Annotated in this window: 16 protein-coding genes; 11 read left to right on the plus strand and 5 right to left on the minus strand. The window is 42.1% G+C overall.

The annotated features are described in order from the left end of the window. Positions 1–42: 42 nt before the first annotated feature. Positions 43–768: an RluA family pseudouridine synthase gene (locus AC1DUD_RS14090; protein ID WP_477375339.1), complete on the plus strand. Its 726-nt coding sequence runs from the start codon at positions 43–45 to the stop codon at positions 766–768. Between the two features lie 22 nt (positions 769–790). Here AC1DUD_RS14090 and yiaK read toward each other — a convergent pair whose 3' ends face one another. After that, positions 791–1,783: a 3-dehydro-L-gulonate 2-dehydrogenase gene (yiaK, locus tag AC1DUD_RS14095; protein ID WP_477375341.1), complete on the minus strand. Its 993-nt coding sequence runs from the start codon at positions 1,781–1,783 to the stop codon at positions 791–793. A 91-nt stretch (positions 1,784–1,874) separates the two neighbouring features. Here yiaK and AC1DUD_RS14100 point away from each other — a divergent pair, with 91 nt between their 5' ends. Together AC1DUD_RS14100 and purN are read left to right on the plus strand one after the other, a co-directional pair. Next, a complete protein-coding gene (locus AC1DUD_RS14100; RefSeq protein WP_477375343.1) occupies positions 1,875–2,381 on the plus strand; it encodes a lipocalin family protein in 507 nt (168 codons plus the stop codon). Between the two features lie 114 nt (positions 2,382–2,495). Continuing rightward, positions 2,496–3,074, plus strand: a complete 579-nt coding sequence (purN, locus tag AC1DUD_RS14105; RefSeq protein ID WP_477375345.1) for a phosphoribosylglycinamide formyltransferase — start codon at positions 2,496–2,498, stop codon at positions 3,072–3,074. A 3-nt stretch (positions 3,075–3,077) separates the two neighbouring features. On the opposite strand, the gene AC1DUD_RS14110 is transcribed toward purN, so the two are convergent. After that, the gene (locus tag AC1DUD_RS14110; RefSeq protein WP_477375347.1) at positions 3,078–3,473 is read right to left on the minus strand and encodes a lipocalin family protein; all 396 of its coding nucleotides are present in this window, start codon (positions 3,471–3,473) and stop codon (positions 3,078–3,080) included. A gap of 137 nt (positions 3,474–3,610) precedes the next feature. Here AC1DUD_RS14110 and purH point away from each other — a divergent pair, with 137 nt between their 5' ends. The 6 genes from purH to rodA all read left to right on the plus strand — a co-directional run bounded on the left by purH (position 3,611) and on the right by rodA (position 11,156). After that, complete coding sequence (gene purH / locus AC1DUD_RS14115; RefSeq protein WP_477375349.1) at positions 3,611–5,137, plus strand: bifunctional phosphoribosylaminoimidazolecarboxamide formyltransferase/IMP cyclohydrolase; 1,527 nt, start codon at positions 3,611–3,613, stop codon at positions 5,135–5,137. 273 nt (positions 5,138–5,410) lie between these two features. Next, positions 5,411–6,433, plus strand: a complete 1,023-nt coding sequence (locus tag AC1DUD_RS14120; protein ID WP_090528947.1) for a rod shape-determining protein — start codon at positions 5,411–5,413, stop codon at positions 6,431–6,433. A gap of 89 nt (positions 6,434–6,522) precedes the next feature. Further along, on the plus strand, positions 6,523–7,356 hold the full coding sequence (gene mreC / locus AC1DUD_RS14125; protein WP_477375352.1) for a rod shape-determining protein MreC: 834 nt from the start codon (positions 6,523–6,525) through the stop codon (positions 7,354–7,356). Next, positions 7,349–7,867: a rod shape-determining protein MreD gene (locus tag AC1DUD_RS14130; RefSeq protein WP_121233593.1), complete on the plus strand. Its 519-nt coding sequence runs from the start codon at positions 7,349–7,351 to the stop codon at positions 7,865–7,867. Before mreC ends, AC1DUD_RS14130 begins: the two co-directional genes overlap by 8 nt. After that, positions 7,864–9,894, plus strand: a complete 2,031-nt coding sequence (mrdA, locus tag AC1DUD_RS14135) for a penicillin-binding protein 2 (RefSeq protein ID WP_477375354.1) — start codon at positions 7,864–7,866, stop codon at positions 9,892–9,894. The genes AC1DUD_RS14130 and mrdA overlap by 4 nt, the downstream gene beginning before the upstream one ends. After that, positions 9,891–11,156 carry a rod shape-determining protein RodA gene (gene rodA, locus AC1DUD_RS14140; RefSeq protein WP_477375356.1) on the plus strand — a complete coding sequence of 422 codons (1,266 nt, stop codon included), beginning with the start codon at positions 9,891–9,893 and terminating at the stop codon, positions 11,154–11,156. The genes mrdA and rodA overlap by 4 nt, the downstream gene beginning before the upstream one ends. 136 nt (positions 11,157–11,292) lie before the next feature. Here the strand turns inward: rodA and AC1DUD_RS14145 are convergent, their stop codons facing one another. Then, entirely contained in the window at positions 11,293–12,351 is a 1,059-nt protein-coding gene (locus AC1DUD_RS14145) for a hypothetical protein (protein ID WP_477375358.1), read from the minus strand. Positions 12,352–12,424: 73 nt separating this feature from the next. Here AC1DUD_RS14145 and AC1DUD_RS14150 point away from each other — a divergent pair, with 73 nt between their 5' ends. Further along, a complete protein-coding gene (locus tag AC1DUD_RS14150; RefSeq protein WP_121233589.1) occupies positions 12,425–13,006 on the plus strand; it encodes a thymidine kinase in 582 nt (193 codons plus the stop codon). A 129-nt stretch (positions 13,007–13,135) separates the two neighbouring features. Continuing rightward, positions 13,136–13,507 carry a response regulator gene (locus AC1DUD_RS14155; RefSeq protein WP_477375360.1) on the plus strand — a complete coding sequence of 124 codons (372 nt, stop codon included), beginning with the start codon at positions 13,136–13,138 and terminating at the stop codon, positions 13,505–13,507. Positions 13,508–13,653: 146 nt separating this feature from the next. Here AC1DUD_RS14155 and AC1DUD_RS14160 read toward each other — a convergent pair whose 3' ends face one another. Both AC1DUD_RS14160 and AC1DUD_RS14165 read right to left on the minus strand, forming a co-directional pair. Further along, entirely contained in the window at positions 13,654–15,837 is a 2,184-nt protein-coding gene (locus AC1DUD_RS14160; RefSeq protein ID WP_477375362.1) for a TonB-dependent receptor family protein, read from the minus strand. 133 nt (positions 15,838–15,970) lie between these two features. Then, positions 15,971–16,525 (minus strand): hypothetical protein, encoded by a 555-nt coding sequence (locus AC1DUD_RS14165; RefSeq protein ID WP_477375364.1) that lies wholly within the window; start codon positions 16,523–16,525, stop codon positions 15,971–15,973. Positions 16,526–16,775: the final 250 nt, after the last annotated feature.

The raw sequence follows: 16,775 nt of genomic DNA on the forward strand, positions 1-16,775 counted from the left end.
AAATTAAATCCGAGATCGAACATCCGCAATCCGAAATAAAAAATGCCTCGTCCTGAATTTAATTATAGCAGTAAAGATATTACCGATAATGATGTTCTTTATGAGGACAATCACCTTATTGGTATAAACAAACGCGCGGGCGATATTGTGCAGGTTGATGAAACCGGTGATGAGCCGCTTGATGAAAAGGTTAAAAAATACATAGCCCAAAAATACAGCAAGCCTAATGGTGCATTTTTAGGTGTAGTGCACCGTTTGGACAGGCCGGTAAGCGGCGTGATCCTCTTTGCTAAAACCAGCAAAGCGCTTGACAGGATTAACAAGATGTTTAAAGCCCGCGAAATGCATAAAACCTATTATGCAGTAGTGCGCAAAAAACCATTTCCCGAAGAAGGCACTCTGGTACATTGGCTGGTAAAAAACTCACAAAAAAACGTAACTAAAGCTCACGACCGTGAAGTGCAGGGCAGCTTACGCTCAGAGTTAAGCTATAAATTGGTTGGTGAGCTAAACGGCTATTATTTAATTGAGGTTGACCCAATAACAGGCCGCCCGCACCAAATCAGAGTGCAGCTTTCAACTCTGGGCTGCCCTATTGTAGGCGATAACAAATACGGTTACCCTCGCGGCAGCCTGCGCAAAAGCATTTGCTTGCATGCCCGTAAACTTACTTTTGTACACCCGGTCAAAAATGAGCCTGTAGCCATTATTGCTCCTGTACCGCATGATGGTTTTTGGGAAAAATTTGAGGGGATGATGGTGGGATGATTTGTGTGGTCTTCTTGCTTTATCACATATTAACCACCTCATTCCAAATCCGCTCATCAACCGGGACACCCTCCTTTAAATTCTTCTCTCTTGTTCTTAAAGTACCTTCTCCGGGATAAGAAATTGAAGCGCCTTCATATTCAGGCAAGCTGGTTTTGGTATACTCAATAATTTCATCGATCAGGCTTTCTGTTTGCTGAGTACTATCTGGCCTGATAGAAATAAACACCTGCGATATGCCTGTTTCATGTTCACTTTTGGTGATCTCTGCGGTTGAGCTTCCTCCGCTTAATATGGTTGCCAATATATCCAGCACCAACGATAACCCTGATCCTTTCCAAAATCCAACAGGCAGCAATCGCTGCGATTTTAATATAGCAGCGGCATCAGTACTAAGCTTTCCCTCATCGTCATAACCACCCGGCAGCGGAAGTGGCTCGTTATTATTTGCCTCATATTGCTTTAATTTACCCACAGCATATTGGGATATGGCCATATCCAAAACAACAGGCCCATTTTTACGGGGCACAGCAATAACCAAAGGATTGTTACCAAGCCGTGGACTAACACCTCCCCAGGGTGGCAGGTTAGCAATGGTATTGGTAAAAGAAATACTGATAAAACCGGCCTCTGCCGCCTGCCAGCCATATGTGCCCCCGCGCATCCAGTGATTGGTGTTTTTTATTGCCACACAACCAATGCCGTTCTCAACTGCGAGCTCCATTGCCCTGTTCATGGCAAAGCGGGCATTTAATATTCCTGGCCCCAGGTTACCATCCCACCGTTCAATGGCCCCGAAGGCAGCTAACTTAACAGGATCGGCGCTAATATTTATAAGACCATCTTTAACATATTTAACAAAAACAGGGAAGCGGTTTAAGCCATGGGTATAAACTCCATCTCTGCTATTTTCGGCAAAAACAGTAGCTATAATTTCAGCTTTCCCTTCAGTAAAAGAAAGTTCTGATAACACCCTTTTAAATTCTGCTTTAAGTTTTTCAAATGGAACGCGCATAGAGTTTGAAATAAATTTAATTTATAACGTTTATTACAGTGTACTGATGCAAGGTAATCAACCATATTTTATAATTTTGCCTTTATATTAAATGAAAAGAACTCCGCTGTTATTTTTCCTGTTTGTAATAAGCCTTGCGCTGATCGTTGATGCATGCAAGAAAGATAACTTAAGCCACATACCCGGATTATTGGCAGGCAACTGGCAACTGGCCTCGATAACTGTTACCAATTATGTTGGTGACGCCCAGGTGTCATTAGATACCCTAAACAAAACTTGCCCTGATATCCAGCTTTTTACTTTCAACGCAGACAACTCCTGCAGTTATACTAACTTTCAATGTAACGCGGATACGGCAAAAGGCCGCTGGTCACTTACGGACAATAAGTTATTTTTAATTTCGGATATAGTTTGTAAGGATACCACCAAAGCATCGGGCGGCACTTCAAAGCCGTTTTCAAACACTAAAATAGTTACCTTAGGCACATATTCGATGGTATTAGAAACGGGGGATGTTGAGCCCAATTATTCGGCAACAAAAAAACGACACATTATGCGTTACGGGTTTGTAAGGCAAAAGGCGGCTGCAACCCAGTAACATAAAATAGTTTTAAATTGTAAAATGGTTTTATTATAATAGTTTCAATACCAAGTAAACAATCAGCCCGATGAAACTATTATAGCTTCATCTCCGTTGAAAAACATATTATCGATGAAAAAACGAATTGCCATTTTCGCTTCAGGTTCCGGCTCAAACGCTCAAAAATTAATGGAGCATTTTAAACGCAATGCCGATGCCGAAGTTGTGCTGATACTCACCAATAACCCGCAAGCTTACGTTTTACAACGTGCCGATAACTTTGAAGTGCCATCACACATTTTTGGCCGCCACGAATTTTATGAAACCGAGGGTGTTATCCGCCTGTTAAAAAACTTACAGGTCGACCTGATTGTACTGGCCGGCTTTTTATGGCTTGTACCACAATCACTATTAAAAGCATTCCCTAATAAGATCATCAACCTGCACCCTGCCCTGTTACCTAAATACGGAGGCAAAGGCATGTACGGCGATAATGTGCACCGCAAAGTACTGGAAGATAAAGAAGAAGAAAGCGGCATAACCATCCACTTTGTAAACGAAAACTTTGACGAAGGCGAGATCATCCACCAGTCAAAATTTAAGATAGAACCGGGAGATACGCTTGAAATAGTAAAATTTAAAGGCCAGCAGTTAGAGCATAATCATTTCCCAAAAGTAGTAGAGGCGCTGCTTAAAAAGATGAAAAGCTGATTTTTATTTACTCAATTTAACAAATTGATCAGTGCAGCCTTCTGTACACATTATCGGACCAGCAGGGCTCATGTTTAGCAAACTGTCTTTTATTTTATACTTGTAATTTTCATATTGTGAATTATCAGCATTTTTTAGCGTCATAGTTACGCTGTCTTTCAACACATATCGCGTAAATTGAGGATATACCGTTCCGCTTACTTTCCCGTTGCTATTGAAAATGATATAGTCATTAGAATTGGCTTCAACCCATTGGCCAGGGCCACCAGTACTTATAAACCTACGGGCTATCTTCCATTTGCCGTTTAAAGATTCGCTTGCAGCTGAGGTGTTTTCTTTTTTGCAGCCCAAATTTTGAATAATAACTATTCCGATTAATAAGGTGATAAGGTGTTTCATTGCATTTGTTTTTCAATAGTTACGCATTCTCGATAGCTAATGCTACAGCAGTGTTAATTTTCTTAAACTTATCTTTATTAACTAACCTCCAATTAACTAAATATCACTACTTTTGCGGCTCAAAAAACAGCGTGTACATGAGTCAGTCAGTTCAAATAAAAAATGCTTTAATTTCTGTTTATTACAAAGATAACTTAGAGCCCATTATTCATGAGTTAAACCGTCTTGGTGTAAATATATATTCAACCGGTGGTACCGAAACTTTTATCCGCGATTTAGGTGTAAATGTGATCCCGGTTGAAGATCTTACTTCATATCCTTCTATCCTTGGTGGCCGTGTTAAAACCCTGCACCCTAAGGTTTTCGGTGGTATTTTAACCCGCAGAGATCATGATGGTGATAAACAGCAAATAGCACAATACGAAATTCCTGAAATTGATTTGGTGATTGTTGATCTGTACCCGTTTGAAGAAACCGTAGCATCAGGTGCCAGCGCCGAAGATATTATCGAAAAGATCGATATCGGCGGTATTTCCTTGATCCGCGCAGCTGCAAAAAACTTTAAAGATGTAGTGATCGTAGCTTCAAAAGATGACTACGCCGGTCTGGAAAATATCCTAAAAACGCAGGATGGTGTTACCACAATCGACCAGCGCCGTTCATTTGCTCAGAAAGCATTCAACATATCGTCGAACTACGATACCCATATTTTTAACTACTTTAACCAGGCCGAACCGCTTCCGGTATTTAAGCAAAGCATCCAAACCAGCCAGGTTTTACGTTACGGCGAAAACCCGCATCAAAAAGGCACTTTTTACGGCAACCTTGATGCCATGTTCAATAAACTGAATGGCAAAGAGCTTTCATACAATAACCTGGTTGACGTTGATGCTGCAGTTGCCATTATCGATGAGTTTACCGAGCCTACCATCGCCATCCTTAAACATACCAATGCTTGTGGTGTGGCTACGCGCTCAAGCATTAAACAAGCCTGGATAGATGCTTTGGCTTGCGACCCGGTTTCTGCTTTTGGTGGTGTAATTATTGCCAATGCCGAGATCGACGCTGAAACAGCAACCGAGATCGACAAATTATTCTATGAAGTGCTGATCGCTCCGGCGTTTACAGATGAGGCTGTAAAAATCCTTTCAGGTAAAAAGAACCGCATCCTGTTGGTTCGTCAACCGGTTGAACTGCCTGTTAAACATTTCAAAACTTTATTGAACGGTGTAATTGAGCAGGATAAAGACGCGGTTATTGAAGGCCCAGCCCAAATGACTACGGTTACTGAGAAAGCACCGACCGAAGCTGAATTGAAAGACTTGTTCTTCGCCAACAAAATTGTAAAGCATACCAAATCAAACACTATCGTGTTTGCTAAAAATAACCAGCTAATGGCAAGCGGCGTAGGTCAAACCTCAAGGGTTGATGCACTTAAGCAAGCCATTATCAAAGCTCAAAGCTTTGGTTTCGATCTGAACGGTGCGGTAATGGCATCTGATGCATTTTTCCCGTTCCCTGATTGCGCCGAACTGGCTGCTGAAGCTGGTATCACCGCCATTTTACAACCGGGCGGATCAATTAATGACAAGCTTTCAGTTGCTATGTGCAATGAAAAAGGTTTGGCTATGGTTACTACCGGGATTCGTCATTTTAAACATTAATTTTAAAGGTTGACAGGGTTGATTAGGTGAGTAGTTTATTAGGTTAAAAACGTTTTATTGAAGAGTAGAGATTGATTTGGTGAAAAGGGAAAATGTTTTTAACCTGTTTTAACTTAATTTACCTGTAAATCCAGTCAACCACTTAATAAATAAGCTCTATCAACCCAACCTCAACACAATAAATGTGATTTTTTAACGCTTAAGATTGCAAAATGCTAATTTATTTAAGCGTATTTTTATAAACTTTGCATAACATACTGAAAGAAATACCAGATGGGTTTATTTAACTTTTTTACACAAGAAATTGCTATCGATTTAGGTACAGCAAATACCCTCATTATACATAACGATAAAGTTGTTGTTGACGAACCCTCGATCGTGGCGTTCGACAGAACAACCAATAAAGTGATCGCTATCGGTCGCCAGGCCATGCAAATGGAAGGTAAAACGCACGATAATATCCGTACCGTGCGCCCGCTTAAAGACGGTGTAATTGCCGACTTTAACGCTGCCGAGCACATGATCCGCGGGATGATCAAAATGATCAACCAGGGCAAAGGATGGTTCTTTCCATCGCTACGTATGGTGATCTGTATCCCTTCGGGTATTACCGAGGTAGAGAAACGCGCTGTGCGTGACTCGGCCGAGATTGCCGGCGCAAAAGAGGTTTACCTGATACATGAGCCAATGGCTGCTGCCGTAGGTATCGGTATCGACGTGGAAGAGCCTATGGGCAACATGATCATCGATATCGGTGGTGGTACTACCGAGATTGCCGTTATCGCTTTATCAGGTATCGTTTGCGACCAGTCTATCCGCGTAGCAGGTGACAACTTTGACTCAGACATTGTTCAATATATCCGTCGTCAGCATAACATCATGATCGGTGACCGTACTGCCGAGAAAATTAAAATTGAGGTTGGCGCTGCCCTTCCTGAGTTGAGCGAGCCGCCGGGCGATTTTGCTGTTCAGGGCCGTGACCTGATGACAGGCGTGCCAAAACAAATCATGGTATCGTACACCGAAATTGCGCATTGTCTTGACAAATCAATCTCAAAGATTGAGGAAGCGATATTGAAAGCATTGGAGATCACTCCACCCGAGCTTTCGGCCGATATTTACCAAACCGGGATCTATTTAACCGGTGGTGGTGCGTTATTGCGCGGTCTGGATAAGCGTGTGGCTGCCAAAACCAAACTTCCCGTTCACGTTGCCGAAGACCCTCTTCGCGCAGTAGTACGCGGAACCGGCACCGCCCTTAAAAACATTGGCAATTTTAAATTTTTAATGCAATAGCTTAGTGAGTGGTGAGTAGAGGATAGTGAGTGGTTAATCGCTCATTCATACAACTACTCACTACTCACCATTCAACAACTTACTGATCAATGCGTAACCTTTGGATATTTATAACTAAGTATAACGCGTTTTTTTTATTCCTGATTTTCGAGATTAGCTCACTGCTTATTTATATCAAATACAACTCGTTTCAAAAAGCGTCTTTTATTAATTCAACCGGTAAGGTAACCGGTACGCTGTATGGCCAGGTTGATGCGTTAAAAGGGTACCTGTCATTAAAAGAAACCAATGATAGCCTTGCCCGCGAAAATGCAAAACTCCGCGGTCAGCTTAAAGCTTCTTTTTATGTGGACAGTGTTGAAAAGCGTAAGGTTAATGATACGGTTTACAAACAGCAGTATAGTTATATTGTAGCCAAAGTCATTAATAACTCTTTCAACAAACGCAGCAACTATATTACTATTGATAGGGGCAGCAGAGACGGGATACAAAAAGATATGGGTGTTATAACCGGAGCCGGCGTAGTGGGCCAGGTTATCGAGGTAACTGATCATTTAGCTATTATCCAATCGGTTTTACATAAAAACACCCGGTTTAGCGCCATGCTGGCAAGTACCAAGGATATAGGCTCCTTTGTATGGGGCAATGACCTTAATCCGCACAAAGGGGTATTGATAGATATCCAAAATAACGCGCAGCCTAAAATTGGCGAATTGGTGGTTACCTCCGGTTATTCGCTTTTCCCTACAGGCATACCATTTGGTAAAATTACCAACCTGCACGCCAGGGGCGGAGGTTTATTGATCAACGTTGAGGTAGCCTTAGCTGTTGATTTTACAAAGCTTCAATACGTTTACGTGGTAAATAACAAATTTGCCGGTGAACAAACGGGACTGGAGGCCGTACAAAACAAAAATGAGTAGGACTATCCTTATCAACCTTGCCAGGTTTATCGTACTGGTTTTCATGCAGGTTTTCCTGTTAAAAAACATAACGTTCTATAACCTCGCTACACCATACTTTTACATACTTTTTATCCTGCTTCTCCCGTTTGAAGTTCCCAATGTGCTATTATTCGCATTGGCTTTTGTTACGGGGCTCACCGTTGATGCTTTTTACGATACACCTGGACTTCATGCTTCGGCTTGTGTTGTACTGGCATTGGTACGTGTGCTATTTATCAGTATAACGGTACAAAAGGATGGTTTTGATAATGAACCGGAGCCTACATTAAGTATCATGGGCTTCCGCTGGTTTTTCACGTACGTTTTGATCCTTACCTTATTCCACCACTTTTTCCTGCTTAATTTAGAGGTTTTTAGTTTTTCTGAAATACAATACACACTAAGCCGTGTTGTTTTAAGTTCATTGTTTACCGTATTTTTAATACTAATTTCGGGCCTGCTATTTTTCAGAAGGAAAGAACGTAAATGAATAAGTTTTTTGAACGCCGCTACGTTGTTACCGGTATCTTTATAGCTATTATTTTTGCCCTGCTGGGAAGGCTTTATTATATCCAGATAGTTGACACAAAATATGAGATTTACGCCAACAGTAATGTAAGGCGTACCACCATACTTTACCCCGCCCGTGGGCCTATCCTTGACCGCAACGGCAAAATCCTTGTACAAAACGAGCCCATTTACGATGTTACCGTTAACCCCAAGGAAGTAAAGCCATTTGATACACTGTTGCTGTGCAAAATGATAGGTATTGACAAAGAGGGCTTTGACAAACGCTTTGCAAAGGCGAAAAAGCAATCGCCCAATACAGCATCGGTATTTGAAAAACAACTTTCAGTTCAACTTTATGCTTCACTACAGGAAAAGCTGTTTGAGTTTCCGGGTTTTGCAATAGTGCCCCGTACTATACGTACCTATCCCGATTCGGTAGCGGCACAGTTTTTAGGTTTTATTGGAGAGGTTACCGACCGGGATATTAAACGCTCCAACAACTACTACCGCCTGGGTGATTATATCGGCGTAACCGGCGTTGAAAAAGCCTATGAAAATGTACTTCGCGGGCAGCGAGGCGTGCAGGTGCAAATGGTTGATTCGCATGGTGTGCCCAAAGGTTCATTTGCTAACGGTGCACTGGATACAGTTCCACGCTCGGGCGAACGCCTCACCTCATCATTAGACGTTGACCTGCAAAGACTTGGCGAAAAGCTCATGCAAAATAAGCTGGGCAGTATTGTGGCCATAGAACCATCAACGGGCGAGATCTTATGCTATGTAAGCAGCCCTACTTATGACCCTAACCTGATGGTAGGCCGTCAGCGCGGTAACAACCTTGCTCAAATGTACAATAATCCGTATAAGCCGTTCTTCATCAGGCCTATACAGGCGCAATACCCACCGGGATCATCATTTAAACCGTTGAGTGCGCTTATTGCTTTGCAAGAAGGCATTATTAACCCAAGTGAAACTTACTATTGCACCGGGCATTACCGGGCAGGCAACAGGCTGGTTCCTTGTAACCACGGCGAAGCACATGGTTCGGTAAATATGAGCAGGGCGGTGGCCGAATCGTGTAACGGTTATTTTTCGATGGTGTTTCAGCGTATAGTTGATCGTTACGGAATAAAACGGACTGAAGCCAACTTTGCAGCATGGCGGGCTAATGTGATGAAATTCGGCCTTGGTGCAAGATTAGATCTTGACATGCCTGCCGAAAGTCGCGGTAACGTTCCTACACCCTTGCATTACGATAACGTTTATCGCAAAGGCGGTTGGCGTTCAAGCACAATCATTTCATTGGCTATTGGGCAGGGTGAGCTTTTGGCAACCCCTTTACAGATGGCAAACCTGGAGTGCACCATAGCTAACCGGGGTTTCTTTTATAAACCCCACCTGATTAAAGCTATAGGCACCGAAAATGTTATTAAAAAGGAATACACTGAAAAAAACTATGTTGGGATAGATTCGGGATATTTTGAACCTGTTATCAATGGTATGCAGGCCGTGGTTGAAGGCGGCACAGCTCGTCGATCAAAAATACCAGATATTATTATGTGCGGTAAAACAGGGACTGCGCAAAATCCACATGGCGAGGATAACTCTGTATTCGTAGCATTTGCGCCACGTGATAATCCTAAAATAGCGATAGCCGTTGTTGTTGAAAACTCTGGCGAGGGTGCGCACTGGGCGGCTCCTATTGCCAGCTTTATAGTTGAAAAATATTTAAAGGGTAAGATCACCCCTCGCGAATCAGGATTTACGGTTGATTATTTTGCTAATGCAAACCGCCTGCCCGATCTTAGTGTTTATGCCCAAGACCTGCAAAAAGAGCGCAGGCGTGACAGTATCAGGGCTGCAAAGGTTGATTCGATCAAAAAGTTCAAAGCGGATTCAATTAAAAAATTCAAAGCGGACTCAATTAAAAAAGAACGGCGCGAAGCGGCTTATAATAAGCCGGCAAACTGGATTAAATCATTAACAGGCAGGAGGAGCAAATCATGAGCACTCAACAGCGCAGTTTCTTTTTTAATGTAGATTGGCTTACAGTTTTACTTTACCTAATACTTTGTACCATAGGCTGGTTCAATATCCACGCAGCAGTTTTTGATGCTAACCATTCCAGCATTGTTGATACTTCAACCAATTACGGCAAGCAATTCATTTACATCTGCGTATCAATTGTTGTTGGCATTGTGATACTCCTGCTCGAAAGCCGGTTTATTGCTGCTTTAGCCCCGGCATTTTACGTTGTAATTGTTTGTTTACTGGTACTGGTATTGATAATAGGAAGAAACGTTGGCGGCAACCAGGCCTGGATAAATATGGGCGGCGGTTTCAGGCTCCAACCCTCCGAGTTTGCCAAGTTTGCTACCTGTTTATTGTTGGCGCGATATTTAAGCGGTACCAATATCCGTGTTACCGATCCCAAGTCATTTTTGATGGCTGCTGCCATTATCGGCTTCCCGATGATGCTGATCATGCTGCAGCCCGATACCGGTTCAACCCTGGTATTTTGCTCACTGATATTTGTTTTATACAGGGAGGGCCTTTCACCTTATTTCCTGATCATTGCGGGGTTATTTATTACCCTTTTTGTTACATCGCTGCTGTATAATCCACTTTATATAATACTGATCCTTGTTGCAATAACCGCGTTTATCATCTTTTTATTTAAACGCAACAGGCAGCTCATTAAAACTGTGGTTATCGGCCTGGCCATTTGTATAGCATTTATATTTAGTGTAAAATTTATCTATTCGCACGTATTAAAGAAACACCAAACAGAACGCATTAACATATTGCTGGGTATTACTACCGATTTAAAGGGCAAAGGCTACAATGTAAACCAGTCCAAAATTGCCATAGGCTCCGGGAAACTTTGGGGCAAAGGTTATTTACACGGTACCCAAACCCAATACTCATTTGTGCCCGAGCAAAGTACTGACTTTATTTTTTGTACTGTTGGTGAAGAATGGGGATTTGCAGGTTCACTGACGGTAATAAGCCTTTTCATGTTCCTGATATTGCGCGTTATTTTAATAGCCGAACGACAGCGATCTCCTTTTACCCGTGTTTACGGTTATGGCGTAGCTTCAGTACTGTTTTTTCACGTGGTGATCAATATCGGTATGACCATCGGCGTAGTACCGGTTATCGGGATCCCTTTACCGTTCATCAGCTACGGTGGCTCATCATTGTTAAGCTTTACCATGCTCCTGTTCACACTCATCAAGCTTGATTCAAACAGAAAATCGAATGTTTAATTTAAGTCAGAAGTATTAAGTTCGGAGCCTAAGTCAACACAAAATTTTAAGTCATTAGTCGACCAATAAGAACTGTTTAAAAGCAGGTTCCAACGCATCTCATCCGAACTTCGACTTTTGACTTAAAACTTATGACTTAAGAAGCAGGATATCTTCTCCGCAGCAACGCATAAAACTTATCGGCTGTTGATGTTTTACTTTCCCAGTTGTTTTTAACAACGTAGTTTGTTTTCAGGAAACGTTCGGCCTCTTCAAAGGTATTGAAGCGGTTCACTATCTCAATGGCCTCACTATAAGCCAGGCTATAGCCATTAAACAGATCTTTTATATAAAGCAGTTTATCATTCAGGTTTATGGCCGATTTAAGATCGGTAACAGGGAGTTCGGCTGTGGTACTTGTCGCACTGCTCGCCTTCTCGGCTTTTTGGGCCATGATCCTTTGATTAAATGTCAGTACCTGCTCACTGTTTGTATCTGCTGCGGGCGCCGTAGCAGTAACAGGCTCTGCCGCGGGTTGTACAGGCTCAATTACTGGCAAAGGCTTAGGCTGTTCAGCTATAGGCGCTATTTCTACCGGCTTTTCGGTAAGCTGCCCGATCAACTCTTCCTGCTCAAACCTGTCGGCTTCGTCATCCCAGGTATCCGCCTCGCTTAAATTAAGCTCAAAGCTATTTCCTTCCGGGATCTCCTGCTGAAACGAGTAGCTGTCAATTTCCTTTTCGGCAGCAATATTTATCTGTGCTTCGGGCGTTTCTTTTATTTCAGGCTCAGGATTGATCACCTCTATTTTTACCGGGTTATTAAATGGTACGGGAGCAACCGGTTCAGCATCATTGGTAAGTTCGATCTTATCAACCGGAACCGGGACATGCTGCTGTACAACCGGCTCAAAAAAGCGTTGCTCATACAGTGCTTCCTGCTTTGCAGGTGGAGATGTTACCGGCGCAGGTAGGGTTACCGGCTTTGGCAGCTCAATTACAGGTTCGGTTTTTTCTGCATGTGGTGCAGGAGTTACCGCACGCTCGTTGATACGGCGCAAAATTTCGGCATGGTCTTTTAAAAAATGGGCGTTGGCTACAAAAAGCTCTAATTCGAGCTCGTTTAGTTCGCTGGGATCAGCTGCAAGGTAGTCGTATTGATCATTAAGCTCTTTTAAAATCCCACCTATCTTTTTAAATACATCCATTTGCTTCATGGCCTCAATGTTAGAAAAATGCTTATCAAAAGTAGGATTAAATTCTGATATTTGCCGACTATAAAAGTCATAAATGGTATATCACGAAGAGGTTTTCAGGCGTAAAAGTGAGTTAGGCGGCAGTATAGAGGTTATCTGCGGATCAATGTTTTCGGGCAAAACCGAAGAGCTGATCAGAAGGCTTAACCGCGCCCGCATAGCCAAACTTAAGGTTGAAATTTTTAGCCCAAAGGCTGATACCCGTTATGGTGAAGAAGCTATCATTTCGCATAATGCAAATAAAATTACCTCTACCCCGGTTGATAGCGCCTCGGCTATTTTACTGTTAGCCAGTGATGCACATGTAATAGGTGTTGATGAAGCCCAATTTTTTGACGATGAGCTCCCCGAGGTGTGTACTGTATTGGCCAACCGTGGCGTACGTGTAATTGTAGCCGGCCTGGATATGGATTTTAAAGGCCGCCCCTTCGGCTCCATGCCAAACATTATGGCCATTGCCGAATCGGTAACCAAGCTGCAGGCCGTTTGCGTAAGATGTGGTAATCCTGCCCAATACTCGTACCGTTTAGTGCATGATAATTCAAAAATATTATTAGGCGAAAAAGAAAGTTATGAGCCCCGCTGTCGCGCGTGCTATAATACCGTTGCCGGCTAAAATTTAACCAATAATATATTTTTTATTTAATACTATAACTAAAACAAATACCGGGTATTTGATTGTTATATACTTAAACAAAGCCGGCTTAAAGGCGGGCATTTTAATAAAGTATTAGCAATCAAACTTATGGCCAAAAAGGTTTTAGTTATAGAGGACGATAAAGATATCCGCGATACCGTGGTGTATGTATTGGAGGAAGAGGGTTATGAAGTAATACAATCTGACAATGCCCGCATCCTGAGCAGCCTTACTACTATTAACCCTGACCTGATATTGCTTGACAACTGGCTTACCGACTGGAGCAGCGACGCCAACGGGCAACAGCTAAGTAAAGGAATAAAAAATGATCCGGCAACCAAACACATTCCCGTGGTTATCATTTCGGCAGTGAGCAATATTAAGGAAATAGCTAAAGCCGGTAATGCTGATGGCTACCTTGCCAAACCGTTTGATTTGACCTCGCTTTCAGAGATCGTAAAAAAACACATTACTAAATAAGCAATCCTTATCAGTATAAATAAAACGGCCTTTCATTAATTTGAAAGGCCGTTTTGTTTACTATAAAAGTCCATTAGAAAAGCTCATACAAAAACTATGATTTTATCAGCCTTTGGCTTTGCGCTTTTGCTTTCATATCTATGTGCTCAGATCTTCACCCCAAAACCAATATTAAACGTACGTCCGTCGGCAGGTAAAATACCCGGACCGGGATACATGTTGATACGGCGTGTAAAATACTTTGCATTAAAAATGTTGTTCACATTAGCTGTCAGGTGATAGTTTTTAAGAAAACTGTAATTGAAAGCCCAATCAAACAAATGATAAGATGGCACAATACCGGTGGCACCGGTAGGGTTAAGCGTAGTATTATTAGCATCACTGAAGCTTTTCCCTACATAGCTGTATTGCAGTGTGCTGCTTACATGACCACTTAAAAACGTTAAACCTGCACGATCAATCCAATCAGGTGTACCTTCAAGATGATTATCCTTTAAGCTTACATTTTTACCGTTTTGGTTTATAGAACCACTGGTATAACGGCCATGCGTATACGACAAGGAATTAAACAAACGGAGATCACTCCCAGCCGATTTATTAAACGAGCGGATCAGTGAAACTTCGGTAAAAGCCTCGATGCCTTTGGCTACGCCATTGCCGATATTGGTCATGTACAGATGAGTTACATTACTGGCGTCGGTTTGGGTTAAGGTACCTGCCCGGTTGCCATAATAAACGTAAAACGCGTTAACATCAAAACTAAACGCTGTGCTGATATGACCGCGGTAACCCAGATCGGCATCATAACCTTTGCTGTCTTTAATATTAGGGTCTATGATGGTCAACTGATCAGCCGGTGTAACAGCTGCATAAATGTAGGGACGGTAAGCCTGCGAAATATTGCCATAAAACTGACTTCCGTTAGCCAGCTGGTATTGTAACCCTGTGCCAAACAGTGGGAAGTTACGTTTGTCCTTATAGCTTACCGGCACCGTACGGTTTACGATAACCCCTGTGTTTGTGGTATTGATCTGCTCAAACCTTACACCCGGTGTAATTGTAAATGCCTGTGTTACCTGGAACATGTTTTCGGCAAAGGCAGCGTAATTTAAAGTATGAAGCCTCAAGTCGATACCATAATCTTTAACCAGGCTCAGGTCAAAATCAGAACCTACGGTACCTGTACCCTTTTGCTTACGTTTGGTAGTTTCTTCAAAATACCTTATACCTGCCGTGAAAGAACTCTTAAGATCGCCCAACTTATAATTATGCAGCAAACGGGCCTCGGTAGTAAAACCGGAGTAATAATCGCGGTCAACCTGGCGTGGGTTAAATGTTTTCAGGCTCGTATTAACCGTGTCCGGGATGTTGGCCGTGTTAATGAATTGTACACTGTTACGCTGGCCAAATAATACATGTGAAGTAACTTCCAACCTGGTATCTTTATCAAACTGGTAATTAAACAGCAATGCAGGGATATTAATTTCCGGGTTAAAAAAATTACGTGTACGAGTTGATTGGCGATTATTGGCGTCAAACTGAGCATCGGTTAAACCTCCTGCTATCTGCTGCCTGTAATCAGACCGTGAAAACTGGAAAGCTAAACTTCCTTTATCATTAAACTGGTATTTGATATTGGCGTAGTAAGCGCGTGAATTAAAAGCAGCGTCGGGCCTCCAGCCGTCGCCGGTGCGGGCGCTGTAAAATGCATAATAACTAACCTTACCCACTTTACCGCCAATAGCGTTGTACGAATTGAAAAATCTGTTTGAACCGGCCGATTGCTCACTTTCAAAACCAAACACTTTGGTGCTATCACCTTCTTTAAGCTTAAAATTAACCATACCGCCAAATTGGCTGCCAAACTGCAATGCCGCCGAACCACGTACAATCTGGATTTCACTTACAGCCTGGAATGGCACATTGTAATGATTTTCGGGATAACCAAACATGTCTGAATTGGTATTGTAGCCATTTTGCCTGATGTTAGTTTCGATAGAGCGGTGGGTATCTGTACCGCGGGTACCAATGTTAAGCTGCAAACCTGCGCCGTCCATTTCCCAGATGTTAACGCCGGGTACTTTGGCAAATGTCATACGGGCATTGTTATTGGCCAGGTTTGCCTTACCAGCATCCAAAAAAATATCAAAGGTTCTTTTCCCGGCAAAAATGTTGGTACCTGATACATTGGGCAAATGTTTAGGCCGGCTTTCTTTAATGATAACGCTGTCAAGCTGCAGGGTATCTTTAACGCTTTTATGCTGCGCCCGGGCAAAGCCCGCACAACAAATAAACAGCGCGGATAATGAAATTTTATAAAGAGTATTCATTTATTCAAATAAAAAAGATTAGGGGGTATGCTGTTCAGGTACAATCATGACCAATGCGTACGCACAGCACATTGCTGTGCAAATAATGCGTGTCATTAAAATTGAAGGAACAGATTAATTATCAGGTAAAAATTCAGGCAAGGGCCATTTCCGGAGGCTGACCGCCTACAGATACAAAGGCATCTGGCATACTGATATAGATAAACGTACCGGGAGGCTGAATAGGCTCTGCCAGTTTTATAAAAGCGTATGAAATTTCGGGGCAGTTATATTTTGCATCGCTGCCCAACTTCTTTTCCGACGATTCATGTGTACGTTTGCTGATGGGAGTGCTATCAAGCTTTTTTGCGCAGATCACATTTTCATTCAGCAGCTTTGTAGTTTCATAATTAGGGATACATTGAATATAAACCGCTTCGCGAGTGACCCTAAGTTTTACATAATTGTATGCTACACCATCAAGCTGTAACTGCCCGGAGATGTTTACATAACTATCCCAATCATGTATAAAAGGCAGATTTTGTTTGATCTTAATTTCAATCAGATCGCGGGAATTATACTTGCCCCTGGCTATTTCCCGGGCTATTATTCCGTTCGACTTGTTAGTAAAATATTGATTGAGCGCCATATACCCAAGTAAATTGAGCATATGAGTAACTAACATTACAATAGCGAAGGTCTTTTTCAATCAATAATCATTCTAAACATAACAATGCTACGTAAAATTTTAACGATATAATAATTTATACATTAAAAAAATTAAACCTGGATAATTAATTCTGGATATATTCTGAATAAATGAATAATTTCAGCAAAACAAAGCTGGTTAAAATGCTATATGTACAATTAATGTTCATTTATGGTGTTTATAATGTATAGTAATCGTGTATAGATATTCAAACATCACGCAGGCTACAATTACTTTTTTATAATTACAA

The organism is Mucilaginibacter sp. P4_A11 (assembly GCF_056402535.1).